A 23,255-nucleotide genomic window follows, 5' to 3' on the forward strand; every position below is an offset into this window, starting at 1 on the left:
CTTTACTCCGCAACATCCAGACGAGGAACGTCAGAGCAGACAGCGGCGATCTGTTCTGCCAGATAATTAACGTGCTCGTCGGTATAGCGCTCGTTCCACGGCAGAACGAGAACATCGTTCAAGAAGGAATAGGTTCCCTCAAATCGCTCTGGCGCATAGTCAACAGCTTCGGGCCGGGCGAGGTTGAAAGGAAAGCCGCTGTCGCCGAACGTTTGCTGATCGCGGATCACAGCGCACTCAAACGCGGGCTTCTGGATATATCGCGGTGCCGAGTTGATACCAAATCCGCGCAAGGCCTCGGCAACGCGAACCGGGCCGCCTATCTCAGGTTGAACGATCAGAGGGTATTTCCAATAGCTGTGAACGGTTTGATCATCCGAGTAAGGCGCGACCAACATAGGCAGACCAGATATCGCGCCCGTCAGCTTTTGGGCCATCGCTTTCCTCTGGTGCACGCTGTTTTCAAGCTTGGCAAACTGAGCGAGCGCCACCGCGCCTTGCAGTTCGGTCATCCGCCCGTTTAGCGCGACAAAGTAATGATCCGGCTTTGGATCCCCGTAACCCCATGCCTTGTCGATAAACAGCCGCATGCGCCGGGCAAGACCTTCGTCGTTGGACGTGACTACTCCACCTTCGCCAGTCGTGATGTGTTTACCTTGTTGCAGGCTGAAACAGCCGATATCGCCAAAAGTCCCGACGTGACGACCGTTGATCGTTGCGCCGTAAGCCTGAGCGCAATCTTCGATCACCGGAATCCCATGCTGACGGGCAACAGCGCAAATCGCCGGCATGTCAGCCGGATACCCAAAGAGGTGCGTTACGATAATGGCCTTCGTGCGATCGCTGATCGCGCGTTCGATCGTTTCCGCCGTCAGGTTTCCCGTGATCGGATCAACATCCGCGAAAACAGGTATGGCCGTCTGGTAAAGGATCGGGGTGATCGCGCCCATATCGGTGATCGCAGACGTGATGATTTCGTCGCCGGGGTTAGGGTCGATTGCGGAAACAGCGGCATGGATAGCCCCCGTCCCCGAACTGCAGGCAAACCCGAATGCGGCTCCGATGGATTGGGCGAACTGGGACTGAAACTCTTTTACGAAATGACCTTTGGTCGACGTAAGCGTACCAGAACGGATTGCGGACGTAAGGGCCGCTATTTCTTCATCACCCAACTGGCGACCGCTTGCATCCTGATCTGAAGGAAACTCGGGAACAGATGTACTCGTCATTAATCTCTTTCTCCACCTACTTGAGGGCCCGCAGGAATTTCTTGCGGGGGGATACGGTTAAAAAATATCTTTCCAATCGCGATACTGGACATCAAAAAAAGGTGGTCGCGAACCACCCGCAAAAGTCTCAACTTGGACTGGCCGTATTTACGTGTCGTCAAAACGGCCGGAACTTCGTCGATACGCCATCCGCGCCGATCCAGCAGCGCCAAGACCTCGGCCACACCGGAAAATCCGTCATGTCGACGCGGCAAAGAAACAACCGAGCTTTTTCGGTACAGCCGAAAGCAAGACGTGTAAGTTGCAAGATTGTTCCTAAGCAACTGCCGGTAACCCCAAGAGGCGCCTTTGGACAAAAACAAACGCCATTCCGGCACACCTTCAACCTGCCCCTGTGGGTGATAGGGCGAGGCCGTCACGATTGACGTGTCCTCTTTCAGCAAGGGCAGCATCTTGGAAATAAGCGCAGGATCGTATGAGCAATCGCTGTCTATGACCGCGACAGCCTCATCCGTCGAGGCCGCAATCCCGGTTGCAGTGGCCGCCATGATCCCAAGGTTTTTCTTATGCCGTAGACAGGTGACATTCGGTTCGCGCCCGAAAAGGTCGTGCATGACGTCCCACGTGTTGTCCGTACTTCCGTCATCCACCAAAACGATCGACAGAGCCACTTGCGATCCAAGGTTCGCCTGCAGTTTGGCAAGTTTCTCGGCCAGATAGTGCAGCCCTTCTTCCTCGTTGAAGCATGGAGCAACCACGGTAAGGGATTGATGAGCCGGGAAAGGATCGGCTGAGTGCGTCATTGCACGGCCCCCGCAGCAGTCATGCGGACGGCACGGGTCCGCGCCAGTCTTCTTTGCAGGATATCCAGTATCCGCGAGGCGCTGTTCCCCCGTCCAAATGGATTATCAACTTCTCCGACCTTTGACGCCCAACTTGCAGGGCAATCAAGCTCCAGAAGTTCTTCTTGCAGGCGTTGCGCGGATTGACCGACAAGCCGCGCAATTCCACAGCTCACGGCTTCGGAACGCTCAGTCTCGTCGCGCAGAATCAGCAATGGCTTCCCGAGACTTGGCGCCTCTTCCTGAATGCCTCCTGAATCCGACAGAATGACCCACGACGCCGCAAGAACGTGCAGGAAATCCGGATAGGCCAATGGCTCAACAAGGTGGATCTGGTCTGACCCGGACAACTCGGCGCTCGCTACATTCTTCACTTGCGGATTAGGATGGACCGGGAAAACAAGACTAATGTCCGGCCGTTCTTCGACGTAGCGACGCAATACTTTGAGACGGTCGCACATCACAGAACCAAAGCTCTCGCGTCTATGTGTGGTCAAAACCATAATCCGACGCCCCTTGAGGCCAGATATCAACGACGCAACGGGCTTGGACACGGGTCTTTGCCCCATGACGTGCCGTATCGAGTCGACCACCGTGTTCCCGGTAAGAAAAACACTTTCGGCCGGCACTTTTTCGGCCAGCAAAGCCTTCTTGTTGCTATGTGTCGGCGCGAAATGAAAGCTGGCAATGCGGGAAATCAGCCTACGGTTTGCCTCTTCCGGGAACGGAGAGTCGATACTGGCCGTCCGCAATCCGGCCTCAACATGACCGACGGGTATCTGCCGCTGCCATGCCGCCAAAGCACTGCCGAACGCGCTTGAGGTGTCGCCCTGAACGAGAACCACATCCGGTTTCTCTTTTTCCAGAACGCTATCAATCCTTCCAACAACCCGAGAAATCACATCATTTAACGACTGGGCGTGCTTCATGACCTCAAGGTCGTAATCGACGGAAATCTCCCACTCCTGAGCCAAGGATCGCACCAGGTCGGTGTGCTGCGACGTCATTACCGTAATAAGTTCAACGTCTTCTCGGTTTTCTGCCTCGCGAATAATGGGCAGCATCTTTATTAGTTCTGGGCGTGTCCCGAAAACTAACATCACTTTCAACGCCTCTCGGCGCGAATACCTGACCACGCGTCGACTCTCGGGTGCCGATCGAGACTCCCACAAATCGGAACGGCTTCCTGGAAACGTGTCCTCCATAACGCTTAGACAGCGCTAGGTCGTGTTGACAAAAGACGGACCCAGAGGCGGATGGATGTTATGTCTATGAAGCCCAGGAAGCTTTCGGCGGTTTTGTCGTAACGGGTGGCGACGCGGCGAGCGTTTTTCAGCTTGTTGAAGCATCGCTCGACCAGGTTGCGCAAAGAATAGAGCGAATGATCGACACCAACACGCATTTTGCGTGATTTGCGCATTGGAATTTGGGTGATTACGTCCCGTGCCTCCATCTTTTTCCGAATGCTGTCAGCATCATAACCTCTGTCTGCCAAAAGGACGCTTGGCTCTGGCAGATTGTCGGCCATGACCAGATCGAACCCCAAGTAATCGGATGTCTGGCCGGGCGTTATCTCAGTCCTCATAGGCAGTCCGGCAGCATTGACGAGGAGATGGATCTTGGTCGTGAAGCCACCGCGAGAACGGCCAAAACCCTGTCGCGGAGTCCCCCTTTAGCGCCCGCTGCCTGATGGTGCGCGCGAACGACTGTGCTGTCGATCATTTGCAGGGCGTCTGGCACGGCCCCACTCTGGTTCAAGGCGTCCATGATGTCTTCCCAAAGTCCCGCCAACGTCCAGCGCCGGAATTGCCGGTAGACGCTCGACCATTTGCCGAACTCCTCAGGCAGGTCTCGCCACGGCGCGCCGGTGCGGGCAATCCAGAAAATTCCATCAAGAACAACACGGTGGTTGGTCGGCTTGCGCCCATTAGGCGCGCGGACGGCGAGAATAAACCGTTCAAAGAACGCCCACTCCTCGTCCGACATCAGGTCTCGTGCCAAGCTGGTCTCCATCGCAGATACCAGCTTGAATCACGCCTAACGCACTGTGTGAATCCCTTTTGTAAAAACGACCTAGGTCGCCAATGTATTCCATGAACATTCAAGTTTTTTTGGGGGGGACCATGGAAAAACAGAAACCTTTGATTAAGGTGAACTTGCAAACAGGGGAGAAACAAGATGAAGTTGATTATGGCCAGTTTCCTGGCACTAAGCGCGAGCGTTGCTCATGCCCAGGATGCCGCAGATCTGGTTTTGAAAAATGCTTTCGTCCTGACAATGGACAAAGAAAATCCCGAGGCGCAAGCCGTTGCCGTACGAGGCAATCAGATCGTGTATGTTGGCGACGTGAACGGCGTGGAAAGCCTGACCGGCGAAAACACCGAAGTCCTTGACCTGACCGACAAGATGGTGCTCCCCGGCTATGTCAGCGCCCACGACCATGTTCTTGGCTCCGCGTGGTCGACACTTGGCGTCGATCTGAATGCGGCAAAAGACAAGGCAGAAACATTGCAGATGCTGCGGGATTACGTGGCGGAGAACCCCGATTTGCCGATCGTTGTCGGCCAAGGATACAATGCAACCCTTATGGGGGGGGCACCGACTGCCGCTGAACTGGATGAAATCATCCCCGACAAGATCGCGATTATCATCGACTTCACCATTCACGATGCCTGGCTGAACACCAAGGCGCTCGAAGCTGGAAACATCACCAAAGATACGCCGGACCCGGTACCAGGGGTTACTTACTGGATCAGGGATGACGACGGAAACCCATTGGGCGTCGGCAAGGAAGGGTCGTGGTTTCCTGTCTATACGAAAGTCGCTTGGGAACCCGATCGAATGATCGAGGAAAGCCGCGAAAAACTTCAGCCACAAGTGGTCGCAGGCGGCACAACAACAGCACTGATTCCTGGTGTTGTCACTCCGAATTTCACAAACGCACCTGGCATGTTTGATGATCTGGAAATTTCCATGAAGGTGCTTGAGAAAGCTCTCGCCGACGGTGATTTGCCGGTGCGAACATTTGTTCAACCGGCCTACAAGGACGCGACCGCCGATCCTGTTGAATTTGCGGCACGGGCACGTGCAATGGCCGACAGGTACAACGGCGACTTGTTTCGCGTACATGGCATCAAATTACACCCCGAAGGGACGTGGAGTGCCGGCGCGGTTCTGATGCTGGAGCCGTTCGAGGGAACAGACAATATAGGCATTTCGGCAGTGAAGCCGGATCAGATGAAAGAGGTTGTCAAAGCCGCAAACGACCAAGGCCTAGATGTTTTTGCCCATGTTGAAGGGTCGGGCACTGTGCGTGGAATGATTGACGCGATCCTTGCGTCACGCGATTCCGGCAACACGAACGAGCGCAACGCACTGCATCACTTTCAGATCGTGCACCCTGATGACCAGCAGCGCATGATTGATAACAATATTCCAGTCAACATCACCCCGATTTTTTCGGTGGATTGGGCTGGGCAGGATCAGGACTTTCTCAGCATGTTGGGTGACACGCGGACGAACGAGCGTGTTTCTCAATACAAGCCACTGGCCGATGCCGGGGTCAGTGTCAGCCTTGCAGGAGATTATCCGTCCGCGCCGATGTCAACCAACAGCATGCTTTACCAGATTTATACTGCGGTTTCTTTCAAAAATCCCCTGGATCCCGAGAACTCTAAGAAGTTCCCAAATGGAGCTGAACCGCTGGACCTGATGCAGGCAATTGAGGCTGTAACAATTAACCCTGCATGGCAACTAAGAATGGAAGACAAGCTTGGCTCTTTGGAAGTCGGCAAATTGGCAGATATTGTGATCTTGGATCGGAACATTCTGGATTTGGACAATCCCGAAGAGCTCCTGACAACAAAGGTTCAAGCAACGATCATGGATGGCCAATTCCGTTATCGTGATGGGCTGTGAGTGGGCTGCCAGAACTAGGATCAAAAGGCGTCTCGTGCCAAGCTGGTCTCCGTCGCAGATACCAGCTTGAACCACGCATATCGCCGAGTGTGAATCCCTTTTGTCAACACGACCTAAGCATCGCACCCATTCGAGCGCAGTAAATACCAAATTCAAACAATTTTAAGCCCCCACTATTCACCATTACCTTCGGCGCAAAATAACGCCCAAGTCACAATACTTTCCGTACCGCTCTGATATGAATAGATACGAGATTTTTCTCGTAATAGTTGCCTGCCCCCACAGTAAATGGTCGGCCACGGGACGCAGAATTGTCAACCGATTCTTTTCTCCCATTTTGAAACTTCCGACCAAACAGCAATCCGGCAGCCCAGAGAATTCATGAAAAAGAGTGGTCGGAAACGTCAAATAACTGTCGCCGCGACACGAAATAGTTTCGCCTCGCGAAGCGCGTTAGTTACCAATTTTCTCCACCAAATACGCCTCAAAACCTTCGCTAAAAAAGCTGCTATTGCATTCTAGTTAAGTACGACATGCGCGACAGTCGCAAAGAAAAGTATCGAAGCCATTCACCATAAATTTTGACGACCACGAAAAGATTTGCGACACATATCACATCTATTTTGAAAAATTACGGCGGGATTTGCCGAGTGAAATATGCAGGAGAATTGAGAACAGACCACAGCGCGATTTGCCCGGTCTGTGAAAATAGATCCAAATTGGCGTTCGCCAAAAATGGATATTCAATTATGAAATGCGCGGCATGCGGAAACCGCTCGGTCGCTGGTTTGTTTGGCAACAACCACGTTGCTTCAGTTTATGATGACAGCTATTTTTTCGGGGGCGGCGCTGGTTATTCTGACTACCTGAGCGAGGCTGAATTGCTACGAGACCAAGGCCGGCGCTATGGGAAACTTTTATCCCGCCATTCAAAAACCGGCCGAATTCTTGAGGTCGGTAGCGCCGCAGGATTCCTTCAAGCTGGGCTGGAAGATACAGGCTGGGTGACCACAGGTCTGGACCCTAATCAGACCATGGTGTCTCACGCTCGGGAAACCCTTGGTCTAAACAGTTTGCAAGGCAGCCTCGAAGACCTTCAAGGGTTGGAGCCCTTTGATGCCGTCAGTCTGATTCAAGTTATTGGTCACTTTCACGACTTGACGAAAGCCATGCAAACGGTTGCCGACTTGACGCGACCGGGTGGCATCTGCGTGGTAGAATACTGGCGTCTGGACAGCTGGGTCGCGCGAGCGATGGGTAGGTACTGGCACGAATATTCACCACCCAGCGTCCTGCATTGGTTTTCACGAGCTGGGCTTGATACGCTGATGTACCGCCACTCGTTTTCTCCGGTCGAAAGCGGCAGGCCCAAGAAGTACATTTCCGCAGGCCACGCCGCCTCGCTGCTGGAGCATGTTCTTGGAAGCAAGATACCTGCCAAGCCATTGAGAATGCTGCGCCCCGACGCAAAAATCCGCTACCCTTCGCTTGATCTGGAATGGAGACTTTATCGCCGCGCCTAGCAGGTCAGGGATCAAAGAACAGGCGACGTGCATCGTGGAATTCAGTGGCTGCTCTGACAGTTCAGAAACTTCCACCCCAGATGCGAATTGCCTCACGGTGACTTTCCCGAAAGTCAAAACATCTGCGAAGCATTTCATCGGAATTGTGGTGCCCAAGGAGAGACTCGAACTCTCACGCCCGTGAAGGCGGGGGATTTTGAATCTCTTTCTTTCTGTCGGCATTGATTTCCCAGTTCAGAAAATATTTAGCGTTTCTAATCAATTACGCCTAAATTCCCAAGGCCAATCAACCCCCAATTCTGTCACCATGCCACCTATTGTCACCTAGGGTGTCACTAGAGGATTTTGTGTCCCCTTTGCCCTGCAACTCATTGGCTAACCTTGAGAAACCTGAGAGATCTCTTCGCAAACCACCGAAGATGGTTCGAGTACGACTGTTACTGTAACAGAATCCGGTTGGTCAACCTGTACATGTAAGGGTGAGTCAGATTGACTCAGTTTTAGGGGCGTTGAGTTTAATGAGAGGAATACTCGGGGTACCGACAGAAACACCGCCTGGTTATTTTGAGTTTCCCTTTGGTTACTGTGGTTCAAGGGAGGGTTTGCGGAAGGAATCTCCCTATTGCTGAACTTGGACTGATTACTAATCTCTGACAGCAAACTCCGTTCGGTGGTGCTTCGCTCTTATCGATAGATCCGCAAATCTGAGCTTTGTTATGAAGTTCTAATCAGCATCAGTAAGCAACCGATCTGAATTGATCATTCTGAAAAGCGATGAAGGCAAATCGACCCAAGTGGGCGAAAACCCATCCTTGGGCGACGAGATTCCTTCAACATGCTTGATTTCGTCGTTATATGAGAAGAAGCGGTTAAATCCTTCGCGGTTAGACTGATAGTGCAAAGACGCAAGCAAGGTCGAAATGGTTTTATCGCCGGACCACTCCAAGGTTCCTGAAGTCTTATTCTTCCGTAGATATCGCCCTTCTCCTGTTATCCAGCCTTGAGCAATTTCAAACCCTAGCTCCGGCTGTGACTTCCCCGCATAATAACCCGCATTGTATGCAATATAATCGTTGTAAACCAACACCTTATCCAAAAACGGAAATCCATCGGATTCACTTGGCGAAATATGTTTTGCATAGAAACTGGATATGATTTCACGAGTTTTCGCTGGTGAAATTTGACGATGGCCTTGTTTATTTTTTTTTACTTCCCAAGCCATAACAAACAGGTCAGGTCTATCCGATTGGTCCTGATTGTGATCTCGATAGAACTGCTGGGTGCTTCGCCACTTGCGCCCAAAATCAAGGGCGCTATCTAGGCTGTCTTTTAAGCCTCTCGGAGACAGCGCCCCCTTGACTTCTATAACCGCTATTACGGATTCAGGCCGGACTATGACAAAATCGTCATCGCGAAATAATACTGGAACCGTACTGCTATCAAAAATGATCAAATCGCATTGCTTTGATGGACTGAAGGATGCTTGATTAAGTTCATCAAAAAAATCCGGATCAATATCTGCATCCCTCTCACGAGGAAACAGAACAAAGCCGGTTCCGACCTCGAATTGTTTGGGAAGAAAATCGCGTAGCGCCTTAGCTAAAATACGCTCCTTGTAACTCCCAATTGAAGGAAAGTGTACGCTACCAATGACGTGCTCCAACATATCTACCCGTGCTGAAAAACTCTGCCCAATCAGTGCAGCATGGGAGGTAAGGTCTACTTTTTTCACTGATCTTGTTCCATTTTCACATTAATAGCGGGTTCTCACATATCGCGTTCAGTTTGCGATTTAACAATCTCCGTACAATGTGGTCCACAGGGCTTTTCAAAACCGTCTGCACCATTGTTACTCAAGACATACCTGTGCAATCCCAAATCCTCACTCTGCACTCTCGCCAAAAACTCTAAGTCCCCACTCTCCCACCCATCCTCAAACGCTTGGCCCAAACACCTCTTATCTGGGTCAGACTTAGAGGTGGGGTAAACTAGCCCAAAAAAATTCTGGAACATGTGCCGAGCCCGACTCTTCTTGTCGCGGTAGAGGAACCGCATACGACTATCAATAACGTTGAAGATTACACCAGATTGAGAGTTGGCCTCCCGGCTCTTGGCGGTACGGTTCAGTTCTTTGTTCGCCTGATCGAAGAGTTCCGGCCCAAGGATCGACAAGGCGTCGTCTGGCAGTTCGCTCAGAGAGGCCCTGAGAGACTCACTGAGTGGGCCTAATGGGTTTTTGGTAGGTTGGGACTCTGAGAGGGCTTTGGGTGGTTCTGAGTCCACTGAGGGGCTCTGTGAGTCTCCCTCATGTTCAGTGTGGTTATCCATGTTTTTCTAGCCTGAGAATTGGAAGAGGGCATAGAATCCAAGTCGATCATGTTTCAGCAGAAGGCGTTTTTTATCTTGTCTTCACCGTGACTTGAGCAAATAGTCCCAGAGCAACCGAGCGGGGTGACCCGGCAAGGAGGTTTAAACTATGGAACGAATTACATGCTGAAACTGGGTTTGATACTTGCTTGGATTCTAGTTTTTTTCGGAGGCCTGAGAACGGCAATGGGGTTCTACGTCGCGTTCGCGTTCACCGCAGAACAGAACGCCTTTGCATCTGGTAGGTACCTAGGCACAATCAACTCCGGTGAGGCAATCAATCAAGGTATGGTTATGCTCGTCGTTGGCGTTGCAGTTGGACTCCTAGTCAAGATTGCTCAAAGGAAAGCTTGATTGCTTCGGGGCTCTACTTGCGGAAGCTTTTTCTCAAGCGTCCACATCCACTGGGTAATCCAAATGTTCGCTTGGCATCTGGTTGTGAGCAGCCTCAACTGACTGGTCCAAGTTGATTGTTAGTGCATCATCGGCCTGTGATCCATCGGGATGATGGTTTCGGGCGCGTTATCTGAACTTGACTGAATCCCCGAATGTTCCTCTAATGTTCTCATGCGAAGCTGGCCGCGAACCATCCCATTCGATCTAAAATGTAAGCTGGAAAGCCTGCGCGAGTACCGAAGCGCTCCGTCCCTGCAAGATGACTGGGGTGCAGTTTTTGAATGGCTTAACAAGCATGGGGTGGAGCCGCCCGACCACCCGCTACCGACCGAACCAGAACAAAGGGGTCCGGTCGGCCATTTTTAAGTCAGTTGGTTTGATTTTCCTCAGCTTCAGCTTTGTGAAACACCATAAGCGTTACAAACAGCCCGCCGATTAACAGCATGTGACCGACTGCAGTAACTCCAAACACAAAATAGCTGCCAACCATCAGTGAAAAGATTGCGCTCCACATCCATGCTAGCAGTTGCATCAGCATGTGAGCAGTTGGCAAAGAGTACTTTTTCAACGGGTTTTTGGTTTCATCCATCACCGAAGCCCAGGATGATTTTATGTCGAAACTTTTGGTCATGACTTATCTCCCTTCTAATAGGGGTACGGGTCGAAATGCGCTCCGGACCAAAAAATACCCCGCACTGAGGCGGGGCGAGTCAGACCACGTAGGGTTTCAGGGGGAAAACTGAAACCATAGTAGATACGCCGCGTAGTGAGAGTTGGATGAAAAAACTGCACCCCGCACGGAGGCGAGGTGCAGTCACTCACGAGACGATTCCGATGGGACTGCGGAATCATATAGTATACGGCGAATGTATGAGATTGGATTAGATTGCCCGTACCGCAGTTCAGGGGCTGCGAACCAAAGTACGGGCTTTGCCCAGTCGTAATTTAACCGGACATACCTTAATACGGCTCATCGTTATTGGTGGATGAGAAACGTACGACGAGAACGAGTTGTTTAGCAGCTCAAGATATAGATCCGCTAAATGCTGAACCGAAAACTAAACATCGTTGGGTAACAGACGAAACTACCCGTCGCTCCACTCAGAACATTCGGTTTTGAGATTGCTGACTTTGCAGGGCCTCATTTTGCCCGTTTTGGTATCGACCTGAAGCATAATTACCCCATTGGTTTTGATTACCTGATACCTGCCGTTTGCGTAGTTGATGTTCACAAATCCCAACGCAAAAAGTGCGACTACTGCGGCAAACGCAGCTGTTTTCATTTCTAACCCTCCTGCTCTGGAGGGACGACTATGTGATTACACCGAGAGCTATAACCGGTGACCTCGCGGCACCGCCAACTCCTCCGTGCCAAGTCAATTCAGGTCGGTTTGCGCAACACTTCCCATCTGCTCGGTCAAATCCCGGATGTAATCCAACATGATTACGTTAGCATTATCGTAACCGGTGAATATCCCACCCGAGCTGCCGACTGTTGTTTGGGTCACAATGTGAAAGGCATCAGTTGTGGCAGGAATCGAAACAGATACCTCCAAATGGCCATAGCAGTATCCGTTCACTCGAGCGCTGGTGATAGACATTTTGAAGAACATACTGTCAAAAACTGCGGCGCTGGGGTTATCAAAAACTTCGTAGCCCAGGTTTTCTAGCTTGTCTGTAGCATATGTTTTTGCTTCGCCGATGTTGGTCCAGCAACCGTTTTTAGCACCATCAGCTACGTGAATAGCTACCGTGGGCAAAACTTCCGAATTTATCAGTGGCATAAAAAACGACTCTGCCTTTGCACTCGCTGGGATGGCCAGTGCAGCCGCTAATGCGAATGGTATTATCCTTAACATAACTCGCACCTTCTTATTATCTGACCGTCAAATAGGCTCGATCAATTGATCCGGCGTACGAGTTGATGCCAGTTTTCCAGATAGTTGGCGGCTTTGTGGCGCAAATCCTTAAACCCGTGCCACCAGCTGGATAGAGGGGACACATTTGGCAGCACGGGCCGTTCCGCGAGTGATGTAATAGGAAAACGTAAAGGCAGACAGCACGGACGTGCGGCGGACTGTCACTACCAGAACTAAGCCCCGCGCCGCCCGGGGATGGACGATAAACAGACGATAGACGGACGCGGAGCGGTAGTTGGAGGAGTTCAACCTACCAAAGCATCGTCTAGTCCAGAAACGTCACACTTTCATGACAGTTTAACGACAGCCACCCCAGGCTGAAATTGGTCCATCACGGCCCCTCTAAGCCCTCTCTAAGAACGCATGTCGCCCCGCAAGCAAGTCAAAGCCTCTCGAGCGCTGATCCATCCAAGCTTCTGCGGCATACTCAAGGACGTGCGGTTTTAACCCCTTTTTTGGGGATCGACTTCCTTCCTTTGCAATCAGGATATCTTACGCACCCAAGAAAACTTCCCCACTTCCCTTTGCGCTCTACAAGCCAACCATCAAGGCACTTTGGGCAACCAGAAAACGTTGCTCCACAACTGCAAACAAACTTACGAGGATTGACCTTGTCCTGTATAGGTACGTCCTTCTCACACATGTTACATGGCCGCAGAGTTTCTCCGCATAACTTTCTATGCTCGCACTGAAAATAGGGAATACCTTTCGATGACGTTTGTAACAACATCCTACCACCACAAGCATTGCATTTGCGATGAGCGACCTCTGCGTCACCTAGTTCGACAACTTCGTATTCTGGCTTTTCAAGCAGTTCACGCGCGAACACGGAAGGCCGTTGGCGGTCAGCTAAAATTGTGACAGTTTTCCTCGCCCTAGTCAGGGCGACGTAGAACAAGCGTCTTTCCTCAGCGTGGTCGAATTCCTCTGGTTTCGGGAGAACTAGGTCCAACAGTGGATCATCGACAATCTCGGACGGAAATCCCATTTGGTCCGATACCGCATTCAAGACAACAACATGATCTGCCTCTAGGCCCTTCGAGCGATGGACCGTCATGAACTTAAGCGAAAGTTTGGGATATCGCTTCAGCAATTTTGGAAAATTATCAGGCTTTAAGAAGTTGTAACGTCCAAGCAAAAGGACGGACGTCTTGCCACTTTCCGACTTCGAGGCAATTCCCTTCAACACGGAATCCAGAGCCTCACCCTCCTGCCCCCAACCATAGTGTTCAACCATAATTGCCGGTGACTCTGTGGTGCCAGCAGGTATCACTTGCTTTGTAATTTGAGACGGGTTTTGGAGTACAAATGCTCTTGCTGGCAAAGCTATTTTGTCTACGCTGCGGAAGGTTCGACCCAAGTCTACTGAACTGTGTACACCGTGCTTACCAGCGAATACTCCCCCAAACTCCTCACCAAATTCACGCATCAGGTGAATGTCCGAACCTGTGAACCGGTAGATCGACTGCCAATCATCGCCCACGGCGAATATCCGAGCATCCTCATGTTGGGCTTTGAGAGCTTTGAGAAGTCTCGCTCTACCTTCTGAGATGTCCTGGAATTCATCTACCAGAAGGTGACGGTATGGGCTTTTGTATCGCCCAGCCTCTACATGCTCGGTCGCCCGTACGATCATATCTTCAAAATCGATCTTGTCAGCCAGTCTCGCTTCATACGCTTCAAGCACTGGTTCAAAGATTTTTAGGAACGCGTAACTTCGAGCTTTGTCTCGTGAGTTTTCTCCGCGGTCCCGACACTCCTCCCCTGTTGTTCCCGAACTTTTAAAGTGTCGGAGAAAAGTCCCCAATGTTTGTGTAAATGCGTCGACCTGGCCCATCTCGGTCAACTGATCAAATACCTTTTCCGGCGGAATTGGGTTCGGCGTGACGTAAAGCGCGAGTTTTTCCTCCAGTGCCTCAGTCAAACGTCCTTCTACACGCTCGTAACTATATGTTTCAACGAGTATAGTCTCGTACTCTTCGTGAACTTTCCTCTTCCAAGTCATGCCTTCGAGATAGGCTTTGCGGTCGACGTTCGGAGCGGTGGTTAGGGTATTTTCCCCAGTCTTTCCCGAAGACTTTCGAACCCCAAAGTGTTCGATGTAAACACCACTTTCGGTGAGACGAAAATCTGGTGTGTATGCAGTTCGGTTATTCTCTTCGATATCATGTTCGTAACTTGGTTCGTACTCGTATGCGATCCCGTTCAAGTATAACCAATTAGCAATTTCCCATTCTTCAAAGCTTTTGACCAATTCGCCTTGAAAAGTACGAAGCTCATGCGCTTCTACATATTGGTAATACTCATCTTTAGTTTCAAAATCCCATTCACTCTTGTACGGCCAGTAGAACTCTGAGAACCACTTTAACAATGAAGATCCTAAGCCCGACTGTGGAATAATATCGTTCAGCAAAATGTCGCGAAGGAGCGCTATAAACTGCTTATCGTCGCTTGCGTGAGACGCCAAAGCAGGGTTTCCGCTTTCTGCTTCTCGAATGATGCTATTGCCGAGTGCGTGAAAAGTCATAGCGTCGACTTTGGCACCTGACCTTTCTTCAATGCGCGTCGCCATCTCAGTAGCCGCATCCTTTCCGAAGGCCATAAGCAAGATTTCCTCGGGCTTTCGGACTTGGCGGCTAATCAGATAAGCAGCCTTTGCAACAATTACGCTAGTTTTGCCCGAACCTGCCCCGGCTAAAACGATCGTTGCATCCTCGTCAGTTGATACCGCAAGGCGTTGTTCAGGTGTGAGTGGGTTTGACTCGATTGTATCGAAGAAGGTCTTCATCGCTTCTAGATCATCCGCAAGGAATAGCTCTATTGCGGAAGCGCGAAGCTTTTCCGGGGCCGTTCCAAATTCGACTATTTGATCGAGCTTCTTTTGTTGCTCCGTAGGCAAGACATTAGGAGGAATGGATTCCGGCAAGTGTTCAAGTAGATTTTGAGCTCTCGTCAGGAAGGGTTCCAGAAGACATGCTGAAGGGTACCGTCTGGGTTGCCGCAGACGTTCAACTACTGCGGCAAGAGCATTAACCTCCTCTTCGTATTCGTCGACTTTTAGAATGAAGTGTCTGCGCCGAGCAGCCTCCGCTTTCGATGCAAAGTCAGCAGCTTGTGTTGGCTTAAACCCGACTGCCACTAATTCTGCTCCGCCTTTTCGCGGGACCCTGATGGCGGTTAAAGCAAACTTCTTTACGAGTTCTATTGGGCCGGAAAGTTCTTCAAAACTCAATTCTCTTACTTTTCTTCCCTCCAATTTTATTCCGGATACGCCCAATCCAATTGAGTGATAGTCTTGACCAAAAACACGTAAAAGCACCCCAAGCCATCGGCTTCTCTTAATTTCATACTCGCTTAACATGTTCATTCTAATGCGTCTTTTACTACTAACTCTGTTTTAGGTATCTACAGAGAAATACCTTCGTGCCAAGGCGACTAAATGTACTTTCGCAATTCAAGTCACAACGCTACTAGAGTCATCGTATCAGATCGACGACCACCAAAATCAACCGTTTGGAAATCGGAAGGCTACTCGCTCAGTCTAGCGGGAGAATAACTTCCCACTTGGAACCATTTGATACATGAGGCTACCCCCGAGTTCAGCATATAGTGCCTCAAAGGTTGTCTTGATTAACCCATCCAATTCAGCCCTCTTCGAATAGACGCTTATGCCCAAATCGTCTTTGTTGGAATGACCGACTGCAAGGTTCCTAGCTTCACGAGCAACGCCAACGTTCACCAATGCCGAAACAGCGGTTCGCCTAAATGAGTGCATGTCCCATTTGGAGTGATCACCCTCAAGGTTCTTTCTCGCCTTCTCCAAGGCTTTCCCGAGGTAGTGGCTTGGTCGCTTGTCATAGCCGCCTAGAGTGATGCGAGGGAACAACCGACCTTCATTCTCAGAACAAGATGGTTTGGCTATGGCAGCTTGCTTCATGGCCTGTCTGAGCAATTCACAATCATCATCACCAACAATCATTACCACTCGCTTTCCCGCCTCTGTCTTGGCCTCAGGGATGTTAATGCAAATGTGGCTCCCCTTATCATCTATGTCGGACAGGTACCGTCCACAGATTTCATTGAGGCGGCATCCGGTTACCCAAAGCAACCTGACGGTAACGAACATCTCAAACTGGTATTTGAGGGCAGAGTTGCCAGAAATGTATGTGAGAAGGCTCTCAGCTTCTTCTCTGGTTACTGGCCTCAGCTTCTTCTCCCTAGGATCAGCTTTCCTCTTCTGTCCCGCCACACGCCTCAGAAGCGACGAAAAGGGATTACGAACATCAGGATCGACCAAGCCCCAGTGGTCCAAGACGCGCCAGTAGGAAGCAAGACAGCACTGGTACGACTGCAGGGAACGGGCTGAAAGAGGCTCTCCGGTTCGCTCTGAGGGTGTTCGCTTGAGGTGATCCATGAATGCCAAGGCAAGCGTTCGGTTGATCTGGGTGACCTCTATGTTCCCCGTGTAGGCTTCGAAAGCCTCAAGGTGCTGCCGATACCTAGCCTTGGTTGAATTCTTGATCCCATCCGCTTCACCTAGCCAGCGGTGTGCGGTGTCGCGGACAGTGTTTCCATCAAACGACCTAACAACCTTACCCAACTCAGCAGCCGTATCTGGAAGATTGCCTTCAGACAATTCGGATACAATCTGAGTGAGAACCTCTTTCCGTTTGACCAATGCTTCACCTAGGTCTTGGGTTCCTAGTCCCCTGACAATCTCCTTTTTACCGACGATTCTTTGATATTCAGCCGGAACCGCAACTCTTAGTGCGTATCCCTTGCCTCGTTTAAACAGCCCTTTGGGTGCCCGTACATCCATAGAAATATGGCTCCTTTACCGTTACATCCGGCGAGGAAACCCTCTGATTTTCAAGGATGTGGTGCCCAAGGAGAGACTCGAACTCTCACGCCCGTGAAGGCGGGGGATTTTGAATCCCCTGCGTCTACCATTCCGCCACTTGGGCCACGTTCATTGGATTATCGCTCATGAGCAGGAAGGTCCAGAGGCAAAAAACAACCTAGACCCAGATTGTTTTCACCGTGCAGGTTGACGCTGCATCTGGCCCGTGGTTTGGCTTAACCAACAGAATAACAGGATTTTAGCACCGAATGTTGCGATCGCTTTATGACTGGACCATCCGTCTGGCAGAACATCCGCACGCGCTGTGGGCGCTCGCTGTTGTAGCTTTCATCGAAAGCTCCTTTTTTCCGATTCCGCCTGACGTTCTCATGATTCCCATGATCCTCGCGCGGCCGTCGCGCGCGTGGCTGATCGCAAGTGTCGCTTTGGTTGCCTCGGTGCTGGGTGGGCTTTTGGGTTATGCCATTGGTGCGTTCTTCTATGAAAGCGTAGGCCAACCCATTCTTGAATCGATGGGCAAAGCGCACGCGATGGAAGAATTCAATACGCGCTTTAACGATTTTGGCTTCTGGGCCGTTCTCGGTGCGGGCGTCACCCCTTTCCCGTACAAGGTGATTACGATCATGTCCGGTTGGACCGGCATGCCTTTGGGTACGTTCATTGCGACCTCGATTCTGGCCCGAGCCTTGCGGTTCTTCGTCGTCGCGGGTCTGCTTTGGGGCTTCGGTGAACCAATCAGAGCCTTTATCGAAAAGCGTCTCGGGCTTATGTTCACCCTGTTCATCATCCTTCTTTTCGGCGGTTTCCTTGTGGTGAGATACCTATGACACGCAGAAGCCTACTTTTGCTGATTGCAACCGGCGGATCCGTCGCGCTTTTGCTCGGAGCTTGGGGCTTTCAGCACATCGGAGGGATGCCGCCGTGCAAATTGTGCGTTTGGCAGCGTTACCCGCATGGGGTGGCGATTCTGATTGGCGCTTTGGCTTTGGCTCTGCCGCGCAACACTTTGCTGCCCGTGATCGGCGCACTCGCCACGATGACGACTGCCTCAATCGGAGTCTTTCACGCAGGCGTCGAACAAAAGTGGTGGGAAGGTCCGTCAAGCTGCAGTTCGGGTGACATTGGTGGCCTGTCGACGCAAGAGCTGATGAACCAGATCATGTCAGCGCCTCTTGTACGCTGTGACGACATCCCGTGGGAGTTTCTTGGCCTGTCCATGGCTGGTTGGAACGCAGCTCTTTCGGCAGGTTTGGTTCTGGTCTGGCTCGCGGCGTGGCGCGCCAGCCGTTAAAACTCGTCCAGTTCTGCATCCCAGTACAGAAAATCGATCCAACTATCATGCAGGTGGTTTGGGGGGAATTTCCGACCGATATTGCGAAGCGCCTCGGCGTCCGGTTGGCGCGGGGGCTTGCGCAAATTCATCCCGGCCTGCCGCAACGACTTTGAGCCCTTCTTCAAGTTGCAGGGACTGCACGCCGCCACAACGTTTTGCCAGCTTGTCACGCCACCCGCCGCTCGGGGGACGACATGGTCAAATGTCAGGTCCCCGCGCCCGCCACAATATTGGCACCGGAATTCATCCCTCAAAAATAAATTAAAGCGCGTGAAGGCCACGCGCTTTCTGGGTTTTACATAATCTTTCAGGACAACGACCGAGGGTATTCGGATCTCGGTACTGGGGCTTCTCACGACCTCGTCATATTCAGCGACGATATCCACCCGGTCCAGCCAGGCCGCCTTGATCGCCTCCTGCCAGGGCCACAAAGACAGTGGGTAATAGGACAAGGGGCGGTAATCGGCGTTCAAAACCAATGCCGGATGATGCTTTAGCGCACCGGGTTCCCTGACAAATTCGGTCCTGAAATCTCCGTCCATATCAGAATCGCTCCTCGCTCTGCTCTGCCCATTTTTGACATCAGAGCGGGGAACACCCGCCCCGGCCTTAACTCAACTATATATCGTGTTAAAACTCTGACAAGCCCTGAGTATCCACAATATCTCGGGTATTGGGTAAGCTGCCTAAGTAACAGGCAAGTGACAGTTATCCACAGGTTGCCTTGCCTGTGTCGCTCGGGCTATGGCGTGAACCATGTCCTGGTTCATCCGCTTTAACAAACCTTTCGACGTGTTGCCGCAATTCACCGATCGCGCCAATGCGGATTCGCCGCGCAGTACCTTGTCGGATTTTATTGACCTACCCGGCGTTTATCCCGCAGGACGATTGGATCGCGATAGTGAGGGGCTCATGCTGCTGACCGACAATGGCCGGTTGCAGGCGCAGATATCCGACCCGCAGCACAAGATGCCAAAAACCTATTGGGTTCAGGTTGAAGGTCTGCCCGATGCAGCCGCGCTGAAGGCATTGAGGGATGGGGTCGAACTGAAGGACGGTGTGACCCGCCCTGCCAAGGCGCGTCTGATGGATGAGCCTGACGGGCTGTGGCCGCGCACGCCTCCGATCCGGGTGCGTCAAACGGTGCCTGATTGCTGGATTGAACTGACCCTGCGCGAGGGTAAAAACCGGCAGGTCCGCCGGATGACGGCCGCGGTCGGCCATCCGACCCTACGCCTGATCCGTGCCCGCATCGGAGATTGGACGCTTGAGGGGCTGGAACCGGGCCAATGGGACAGCCTGCCTGCACCGGCAATCCGCACCGCGCCCCAGCGCAAACGGGATCGCCGCCCGCGCCGGTGACAAAAACCGCGTTTTGTGATAGACTTACGCCATGAAAGTCACACCAGACATACCAACCGCACAAGGTGTTCTGGAGGCCGCTCTTTACGTCGATGATCTGGATTCGGCAGAACGGTTCTATGGCGAGATTTTGGGGCTGGAGAAAATTCAACGCGTCACCGACCGCCACGTTTTCTACCGCCTGGGCGCATCGGTTTTGCTGATTTTCAACGCGGATGAAACCGAGAAACCACCTATGAACCCGGACCTGCCCGTCCCGCCTCATGGCGCACGCGGGCCTGGGCATGTTTGCCTCTCTATGCCACGCGCCCAGATAAAGGTGATGCGTAAACATCTGCTGGACTGGAACGTGCCCATTGAGGCCGAGTTCGACTGGCCGAACGGCGCGCACTCACTCTATGTGCGCGACCCGGCTGGAAACTCGGTGGAATTCGCCGAGCCCCTCCTTTGGGACTGAGTTCAGCGAAGGGGCTGCTTTTCGCCTCCGACGATGCGGCAAATATTGCTGGAGACTACTCCCGCTTCGGCTAGCGCTGCCCGGAACGTGGCCATGTGAGGGGCAGAAAAATGAACCTCAAGCGCAGCCTGACTTTCCCATTCCTCATACACGCGGAACCGGTTGGCATGACCCAGAATCTGACTGAATTCGTAGGTGATACAACCTTCTTCCTTTACCGTTTCAGCCACCATCTCTTGCGCAGCTTTCGCCGCTTTTTCAACGCCTTCCGGCGCGACCTCAACCGTTCCCGTTACCACGAGCATTCCCACCTCCATCTGGGTTTAGTACCCTCTCAAACTCCATTCCGCCCGGCCGATACGAACGGCCGGGGGAAAGGACACGGACAGCTTTTGCCGCCCCCGACACGCCGTAAATACAGCGCCGCTCAAAGGCTCAGCTTGTCGCGCATGAAAGCCAACGCGACGCTGAGTCCGTCGGGCGCGATACCGTGCCCGGTGCCCTTCATGACATGGGCATAGACCTCTTTGAAATCGGCAGCCTGAAGCGCCTCGGCCGCTTCGGGCAGGGATTGTGGCGGGACCACATCATCCGCATCGCCATGAACAAGCAGAATGGGCATTCGGCTGACGGTTTCATCCGGCAGCAGGTCCGGCTCCAGCAGCCGCCCGGAAAAGGCGACCACCCCCGCAACAGGATCTTCGCGGCGTGGGGCGACATGCAAGCTCATCATCGTGCCTTGCGAGAATCCGAACAGGACCACCTGTTCCGGCAAGACATCCTCATCGACCATCAGGGCGTCCAAGAAGGCATTGAAGTCTTCAAAGGCCATTTCCATGCCACGACGCGCTTCTTCTTCGGACGAACCGTCGATCCAGGGAATCGGGAACCACTGATAACCATTTGGCATCCCCGGAATTTGTTCCGGTGCGTCAGGGGACACAAACAGAGTGTCTGGCAGGTGCTCGCCCAGAACATCCGCTATTCCCAACAAGTCCGCGCCGTTGGCACCATAGCCGTGTACAAACACAACGACCGAGCGTGTATCGCCCGAAACCGGCTCTTTTCGGAGCGCATTCAAAACTCGTGTCATCTGATCCCTTCTCGTTCCTTTGCCACCCGGTAATAGGCCCACAGCACCCGAGCCGCAACCGACCGCCAAGGCGACCACGCCTCGGCCATTTGTCTCAACTCCTTGTCCGTTGGGCGCTTTGGCAGGCCATAGAGAATACGCGCGGCCTCTTGCAAGGCCAGATCGCCCGGCGCAATGACGTCAGCACGCCCCAGTGAGAACATCGCGTAGATTTCGGCCGTCCATACGCCGATACCCGAAACCTCGGTCAAAATCGAGACCACATCCGCGTCAGGTAAATCACGTAACGCCTTGTAATCAATGCGCGCCTCGGCCAGCGCGCGGGCATAGCGGATTTTCTGACGGCTCAGCCCCGCAGCGCGCAAATCATCATCCGTCGCCCACATGATCTTGCGCGGACCGGTCAGCTTTGCGTCCTGTAAGCGTTTCCAAATCGCGTTGGCCGAAGCTACGCTGACCTGCTGGCTGACGATCGCACTTAGAAGTTGCGCGAATCCGTCCGGGCGTCGGCGCAGCGGCAATGGCCCGGTCTGATCCATCGCATAGGCCATGCGCGGACACGCAGCGGCAAGCCACTCGGCTCCTTCAGCGACACAATCCGATGTTTCGATGATACGTCCGACGGACATGCGCACTCCGGGTAGTTAAATCACGAGCACGTTAGGCTGCTTTGCCGCATATGCAACCCGCTTGTACGCTGCGCTTTTCGCGGATACGCATAGGCGCATGACAATGACCTCCGCCACTCCAAACGACAGCCGGGCGAAGCGTAACGTAGCCGTGCTGGTTGCCGCCCAAGCCTTGCTGGGTTCGCAGATGCCGATGATCTTTATCGTTGGCGGGCTGGCCGGGCAATCGCTGGCAACCAATGCGTGCCTTGCGACGCTGCCGATCTCGCTGATCGTGCTTGGGTCCATGCTTGCTGCGACGCCGATCTCGGCGATCATGCAACGTTGGGGACGGCGCGCAGGGTTTCTTGTTGGCGCGACAGCCGGTGCTTGCGGCGGGTTGGTCGGCGCATATGGCCTGTACCTCGGGTCATTCCCGGTGTTTTTGGTGGGCAGTCTTCTCACCGGCATCTACATGAGCGCTCATGGGTTTTACCGCTTTGCCGCGGCAGACACGGCCTCTGAAGAATTCCGACCCAAGGCGATTTCGTATGTGATGGCCGGTGGCTTGGCAGCAGCGATTATCGGCCCCCAGATCGTCAAGCTCACTTCTACAGCGTACGTCGTTCCTTTTCTGGGCACCTATCTGGCGGTGATTGCAGTAAATATTGTTGGCTCGGCGCTTTTCTTCTTTCTGGACATCCCTACACCCCCCAAGGCCGAGGAAGGCGTACCCAAGGGTCGAACCCGCCTTGAGATGCTGAAAACCCCGCGCATCGCAGTCGCGATCATTTGCGCGATGGTGTCTTATGCCCTGATGAACCTTGTAATGACCTCGACGCCTCTGGCGGTCGTTGGTTGCGGTTACACGGCCAATGATGCGGCCGATGTTGTGACGGGTCACGTTCTGGCCATGTATATCCCCAGCTTTTTTACCGGCCAGCTTATCGCGCGATTTGGGGTCGAAAAGATTGTCGCGCTCGGCTTGGCTATTCTGGCTGGCGCAGGCGTTGTCGCCTTGCAGGGTGTCGAGCTTGAGAATTTCTTCATTGCCCTGATCCTATTGGGCATCGGCTGGAACTTTGGGTTTATCGGCGCCACAACCATGCTGGCCGCTTCTCACGATGTGAATGAGCGTGGTCGGATGCAGGGTCTCAATGACCTTCTGGTGTTCGGAGGCGTAACGCTTGCTTCCTTGTCCTCGGGCGGCCTGATGAACTGCTCGGGCGGATCACCGGTCGAGGGATGGACAGCAGTCAACCTGGCCATGATCCCACTGCTTACACTGGCTGGCGGCGCGCTGCTGTGGCTGGTCTTGAAACCGGCCGAACCTGAAAGAGCCTGAGC

General features: G+C 52.8%; 21 protein-coding genes and 1 tRNA gene. 7 read left to right on the top strand and 15 right to left on the bottom strand.

Annotation, left to right across the window (positions count from 1 at the left end; all coding sequences use genetic code 11):
• Nucleotides 1-2: 2 nt before the first annotated feature.
• From ACR0LH_RS01300 to ACR0LH_RS01315, 4 genes are all read right to left on the bottom strand, one after another.
• Nucleotides 3-1,229 (bottom strand): DegT/DnrJ/EryC1/StrS family aminotransferase, encoded by a 1,227-nt coding sequence (locus ACR0LH_RS01300; RefSeq protein WP_480719333.1) that lies wholly within the window; start codon nucleotides 1,227-1,229, stop codon nucleotides 3-5.
• Nucleotides 1,229-2,032 carry a glycosyltransferase family 2 protein gene (locus ACR0LH_RS01305; RefSeq protein WP_170697675.1) on the bottom strand — a complete coding sequence of 268 codons (804 nt, stop codon included), beginning with the start codon at nucleotides 2,030-2,032 and terminating at the stop codon, nucleotides 1,229-1,231. The genes ACR0LH_RS01300 and ACR0LH_RS01305 overlap by 1 nt, the downstream gene beginning before the upstream one ends.
• On the bottom strand, nucleotides 2,029-3,276 hold the full coding sequence (gene wecB / locus ACR0LH_RS01310; RefSeq protein WP_480680711.1) for a non-hydrolyzing UDP-N-acetylglucosamine 2-epimerase: 1,248 nt from the start codon (nucleotides 3,274-3,276) through the stop codon (nucleotides 2,029-2,031). Before wecB ends, ACR0LH_RS01305 begins: the two co-directional genes overlap by 4 nt.
• Nucleotides 3,277-3,281: 5 nt before the next feature.
• Nucleotides 3,282-4,084 (bottom strand): IS5 family transposase gene (locus ACR0LH_RS01315; protein ID WP_480719334.1). Its coding sequence is split into 2 segments (ribosomal slippage): nucleotides 3,282-3,745 and nucleotides 3,745-4,084, totalling 804 coding nucleotides; the frame shifts between segments, so codons are not numbered across the junction.
• Nucleotides 4,085-4,249: 165 nt separating this feature from the next.
• Between ACR0LH_RS01315 and ACR0LH_RS01320 the strand changes: the two genes are divergently transcribed.
• Together ACR0LH_RS01320 and ACR0LH_RS01325 are read left to right on the top strand one after the other, a co-directional pair.
• A complete protein-coding gene (locus ACR0LH_RS01320; protein WP_170602032.1) occupies nucleotides 4,250-5,989 on the top strand; it encodes an amidohydrolase family protein in 1,740 nt (579 codons plus the stop codon).
• 581 nt (nucleotides 5,990-6,570) lie between these two features.
• Nucleotides 6,571-7,512, top strand: coding sequence for a class I SAM-dependent methyltransferase (locus ACR0LH_RS01325; protein ID WP_480719335.1), 942 nt, complete (start codon nucleotides 6,571-6,573; stop codon nucleotides 7,510-7,512).
• 724 nt (nucleotides 7,513-8,236) lie between these two features.
• Here the strand turns inward: ACR0LH_RS01325 and ACR0LH_RS01330 are convergent.
• The 7 genes from ACR0LH_RS01330 to ACR0LH_RS01360 form a co-directional block, all read right to left on the bottom strand.
• Complete coding sequence (locus ACR0LH_RS01330) at nucleotides 8,237-9,244, bottom strand: DUF6602 domain-containing protein (protein ID WP_480719336.1); 1,008 nt, start codon at nucleotides 9,242-9,244, stop codon at nucleotides 8,237-8,239.
• Between the two features lie 1,398 nt (nucleotides 9,245-10,642).
• Entirely contained in the window at nucleotides 10,643-10,906 is a 264-nt protein-coding gene (locus tag ACR0LH_RS01335) for a hypothetical protein (protein ID WP_480719337.1), read from the bottom strand.
• A 454-nt stretch (nucleotides 10,907-11,360) separates the two neighbouring features.
• The gene (locus ACR0LH_RS01340) at nucleotides 11,361-11,558 is read right to left on the bottom strand and encodes a hypothetical protein (RefSeq protein ID WP_480719338.1); all 198 of its coding nucleotides are present in this window, start codon (nucleotides 11,556-11,558) and stop codon (nucleotides 11,361-11,363) included.
• A gap of 93 nt (nucleotides 11,559-11,651) precedes the next feature.
• On the bottom strand, nucleotides 11,652-12,134 hold the full coding sequence (locus ACR0LH_RS01345; protein ID WP_480719339.1) for a hypothetical protein: 483 nt from the start codon (nucleotides 12,132-12,134) through the stop codon (nucleotides 11,652-11,654).
• Nucleotides 12,135-12,621: 487 nt separating this feature from the next.
• Nucleotides 12,622-15,561 carry a UvrD-helicase domain-containing protein gene (locus ACR0LH_RS01350; RefSeq protein ID WP_480719340.1) on the bottom strand — a complete coding sequence of 980 codons (2,940 nt, stop codon included), beginning with the start codon at nucleotides 15,559-15,561 and terminating at the stop codon, nucleotides 12,622-12,624.
• 174 nt (nucleotides 15,562-15,735) lie between these two features.
• The gene (locus tag ACR0LH_RS01355) at nucleotides 15,736-17,013 is read right to left on the bottom strand and encodes a tyrosine-type recombinase/integrase (protein WP_480719341.1); all 1,278 of its coding nucleotides are present in this window, start codon (nucleotides 17,011-17,013) and stop codon (nucleotides 15,736-15,738) included.
• A gap of 59 nt (nucleotides 17,014-17,072) precedes the next feature.
• Nucleotides 17,073-17,158: transfer RNA gene (locus tag ACR0LH_RS01360), tRNA-Leu, on the bottom strand.
• Between the two features lie 145 nt (nucleotides 17,159-17,303).
• On the opposite strand from ACR0LH_RS01360, the gene ACR0LH_RS01365 reads away from it, so the two are divergent.
• Nucleotides 17,304-17,882 carry a YqaA family protein gene (locus ACR0LH_RS01365; RefSeq protein WP_170383232.1) on the top strand — a complete coding sequence of 193 codons (579 nt, stop codon included), beginning with the start codon at nucleotides 17,304-17,306 and terminating at the stop codon, nucleotides 17,880-17,882.
• Nucleotides 17,879-18,346 carry a disulfide bond formation protein B gene (locus tag ACR0LH_RS01370; RefSeq protein ID WP_480719342.1) on the top strand — a complete coding sequence of 156 codons (468 nt, stop codon included), beginning with the start codon at nucleotides 17,879-17,881 and terminating at the stop codon, nucleotides 18,344-18,346. Before ACR0LH_RS01365 ends, ACR0LH_RS01370 begins: the two co-directional genes overlap by 4 nt.
• On the opposite strand, the gene ACR0LH_RS01375 is transcribed toward ACR0LH_RS01370, so the two are convergent.
• Nucleotides 18,343-18,930, bottom strand: a complete 588-nt coding sequence (locus ACR0LH_RS01375) for an HNH endonuclease (RefSeq protein ID WP_170383227.1) — start codon at nucleotides 18,928-18,930, stop codon at nucleotides 18,343-18,345. The two genes, ACR0LH_RS01370 and ACR0LH_RS01375, sit on opposite strands and share 4 nt — an antisense overlap.
• 214 nt (nucleotides 18,931-19,144) lie before the next feature.
• Here ACR0LH_RS01375 and ACR0LH_RS01380 point away from each other — a divergent pair, with 214 nt between their 5' ends.
• Nucleotides 19,145-19,750, top strand: coding sequence for a pseudouridine synthase (locus tag ACR0LH_RS01380; protein ID WP_480719343.1), 606 nt, complete (start codon nucleotides 19,145-19,147; stop codon nucleotides 19,748-19,750).
• Nucleotides 19,751-19,781: 31 nt separating this feature from the next.
• Entirely contained in the window at nucleotides 19,782-20,207 is a 426-nt protein-coding gene (locus ACR0LH_RS01385; protein WP_480719344.1) for a VOC family protein, read from the top strand.
• Nucleotides 20,208-20,209: 2 nt separating this feature from the next.
• Here the strand turns inward: ACR0LH_RS01385 and ACR0LH_RS01390 are convergent, their stop codons facing one another.
• The 3 genes from ACR0LH_RS01390 to ACR0LH_RS01400 form a co-directional block, all read right to left on the bottom strand.
• On the bottom strand, nucleotides 20,210-20,512 hold the full coding sequence (locus ACR0LH_RS01390; protein WP_480719345.1) for a putative quinol monooxygenase: 303 nt from the start codon (nucleotides 20,510-20,512) through the stop codon (nucleotides 20,210-20,212).
• 122 nt (nucleotides 20,513-20,634) lie between these two features.
• Nucleotides 20,635-21,300, bottom strand: coding sequence for an alpha/beta fold hydrolase (locus ACR0LH_RS01395; protein WP_170383219.1), 666 nt, complete (start codon nucleotides 21,298-21,300; stop codon nucleotides 20,635-20,637).
• Nucleotides 21,297-21,929, bottom strand: coding sequence for a DNA-3-methyladenine glycosylase family protein (locus ACR0LH_RS01400; protein ID WP_480719346.1), 633 nt, complete (start codon nucleotides 21,927-21,929; stop codon nucleotides 21,297-21,299). Before ACR0LH_RS01400 ends, ACR0LH_RS01395 begins: the two co-directional genes overlap by 4 nt.
• A 97-nt stretch (nucleotides 21,930-22,026) precedes the next feature.
• Here ACR0LH_RS01400 and ACR0LH_RS01405 point away from each other — a divergent pair, with 97 nt between their 5' ends.
• Nucleotides 22,027-23,253, top strand: coding sequence for an MFS transporter (locus ACR0LH_RS01405; protein ID WP_480719347.1), 1,227 nt, complete (start codon nucleotides 22,027-22,029; stop codon nucleotides 23,251-23,253).
• Nucleotides 23,254-23,255 lie beyond the last annotated feature (2 nt).

The organism is Ruegeria sp. CL6 (assembly GCF_056536465.1).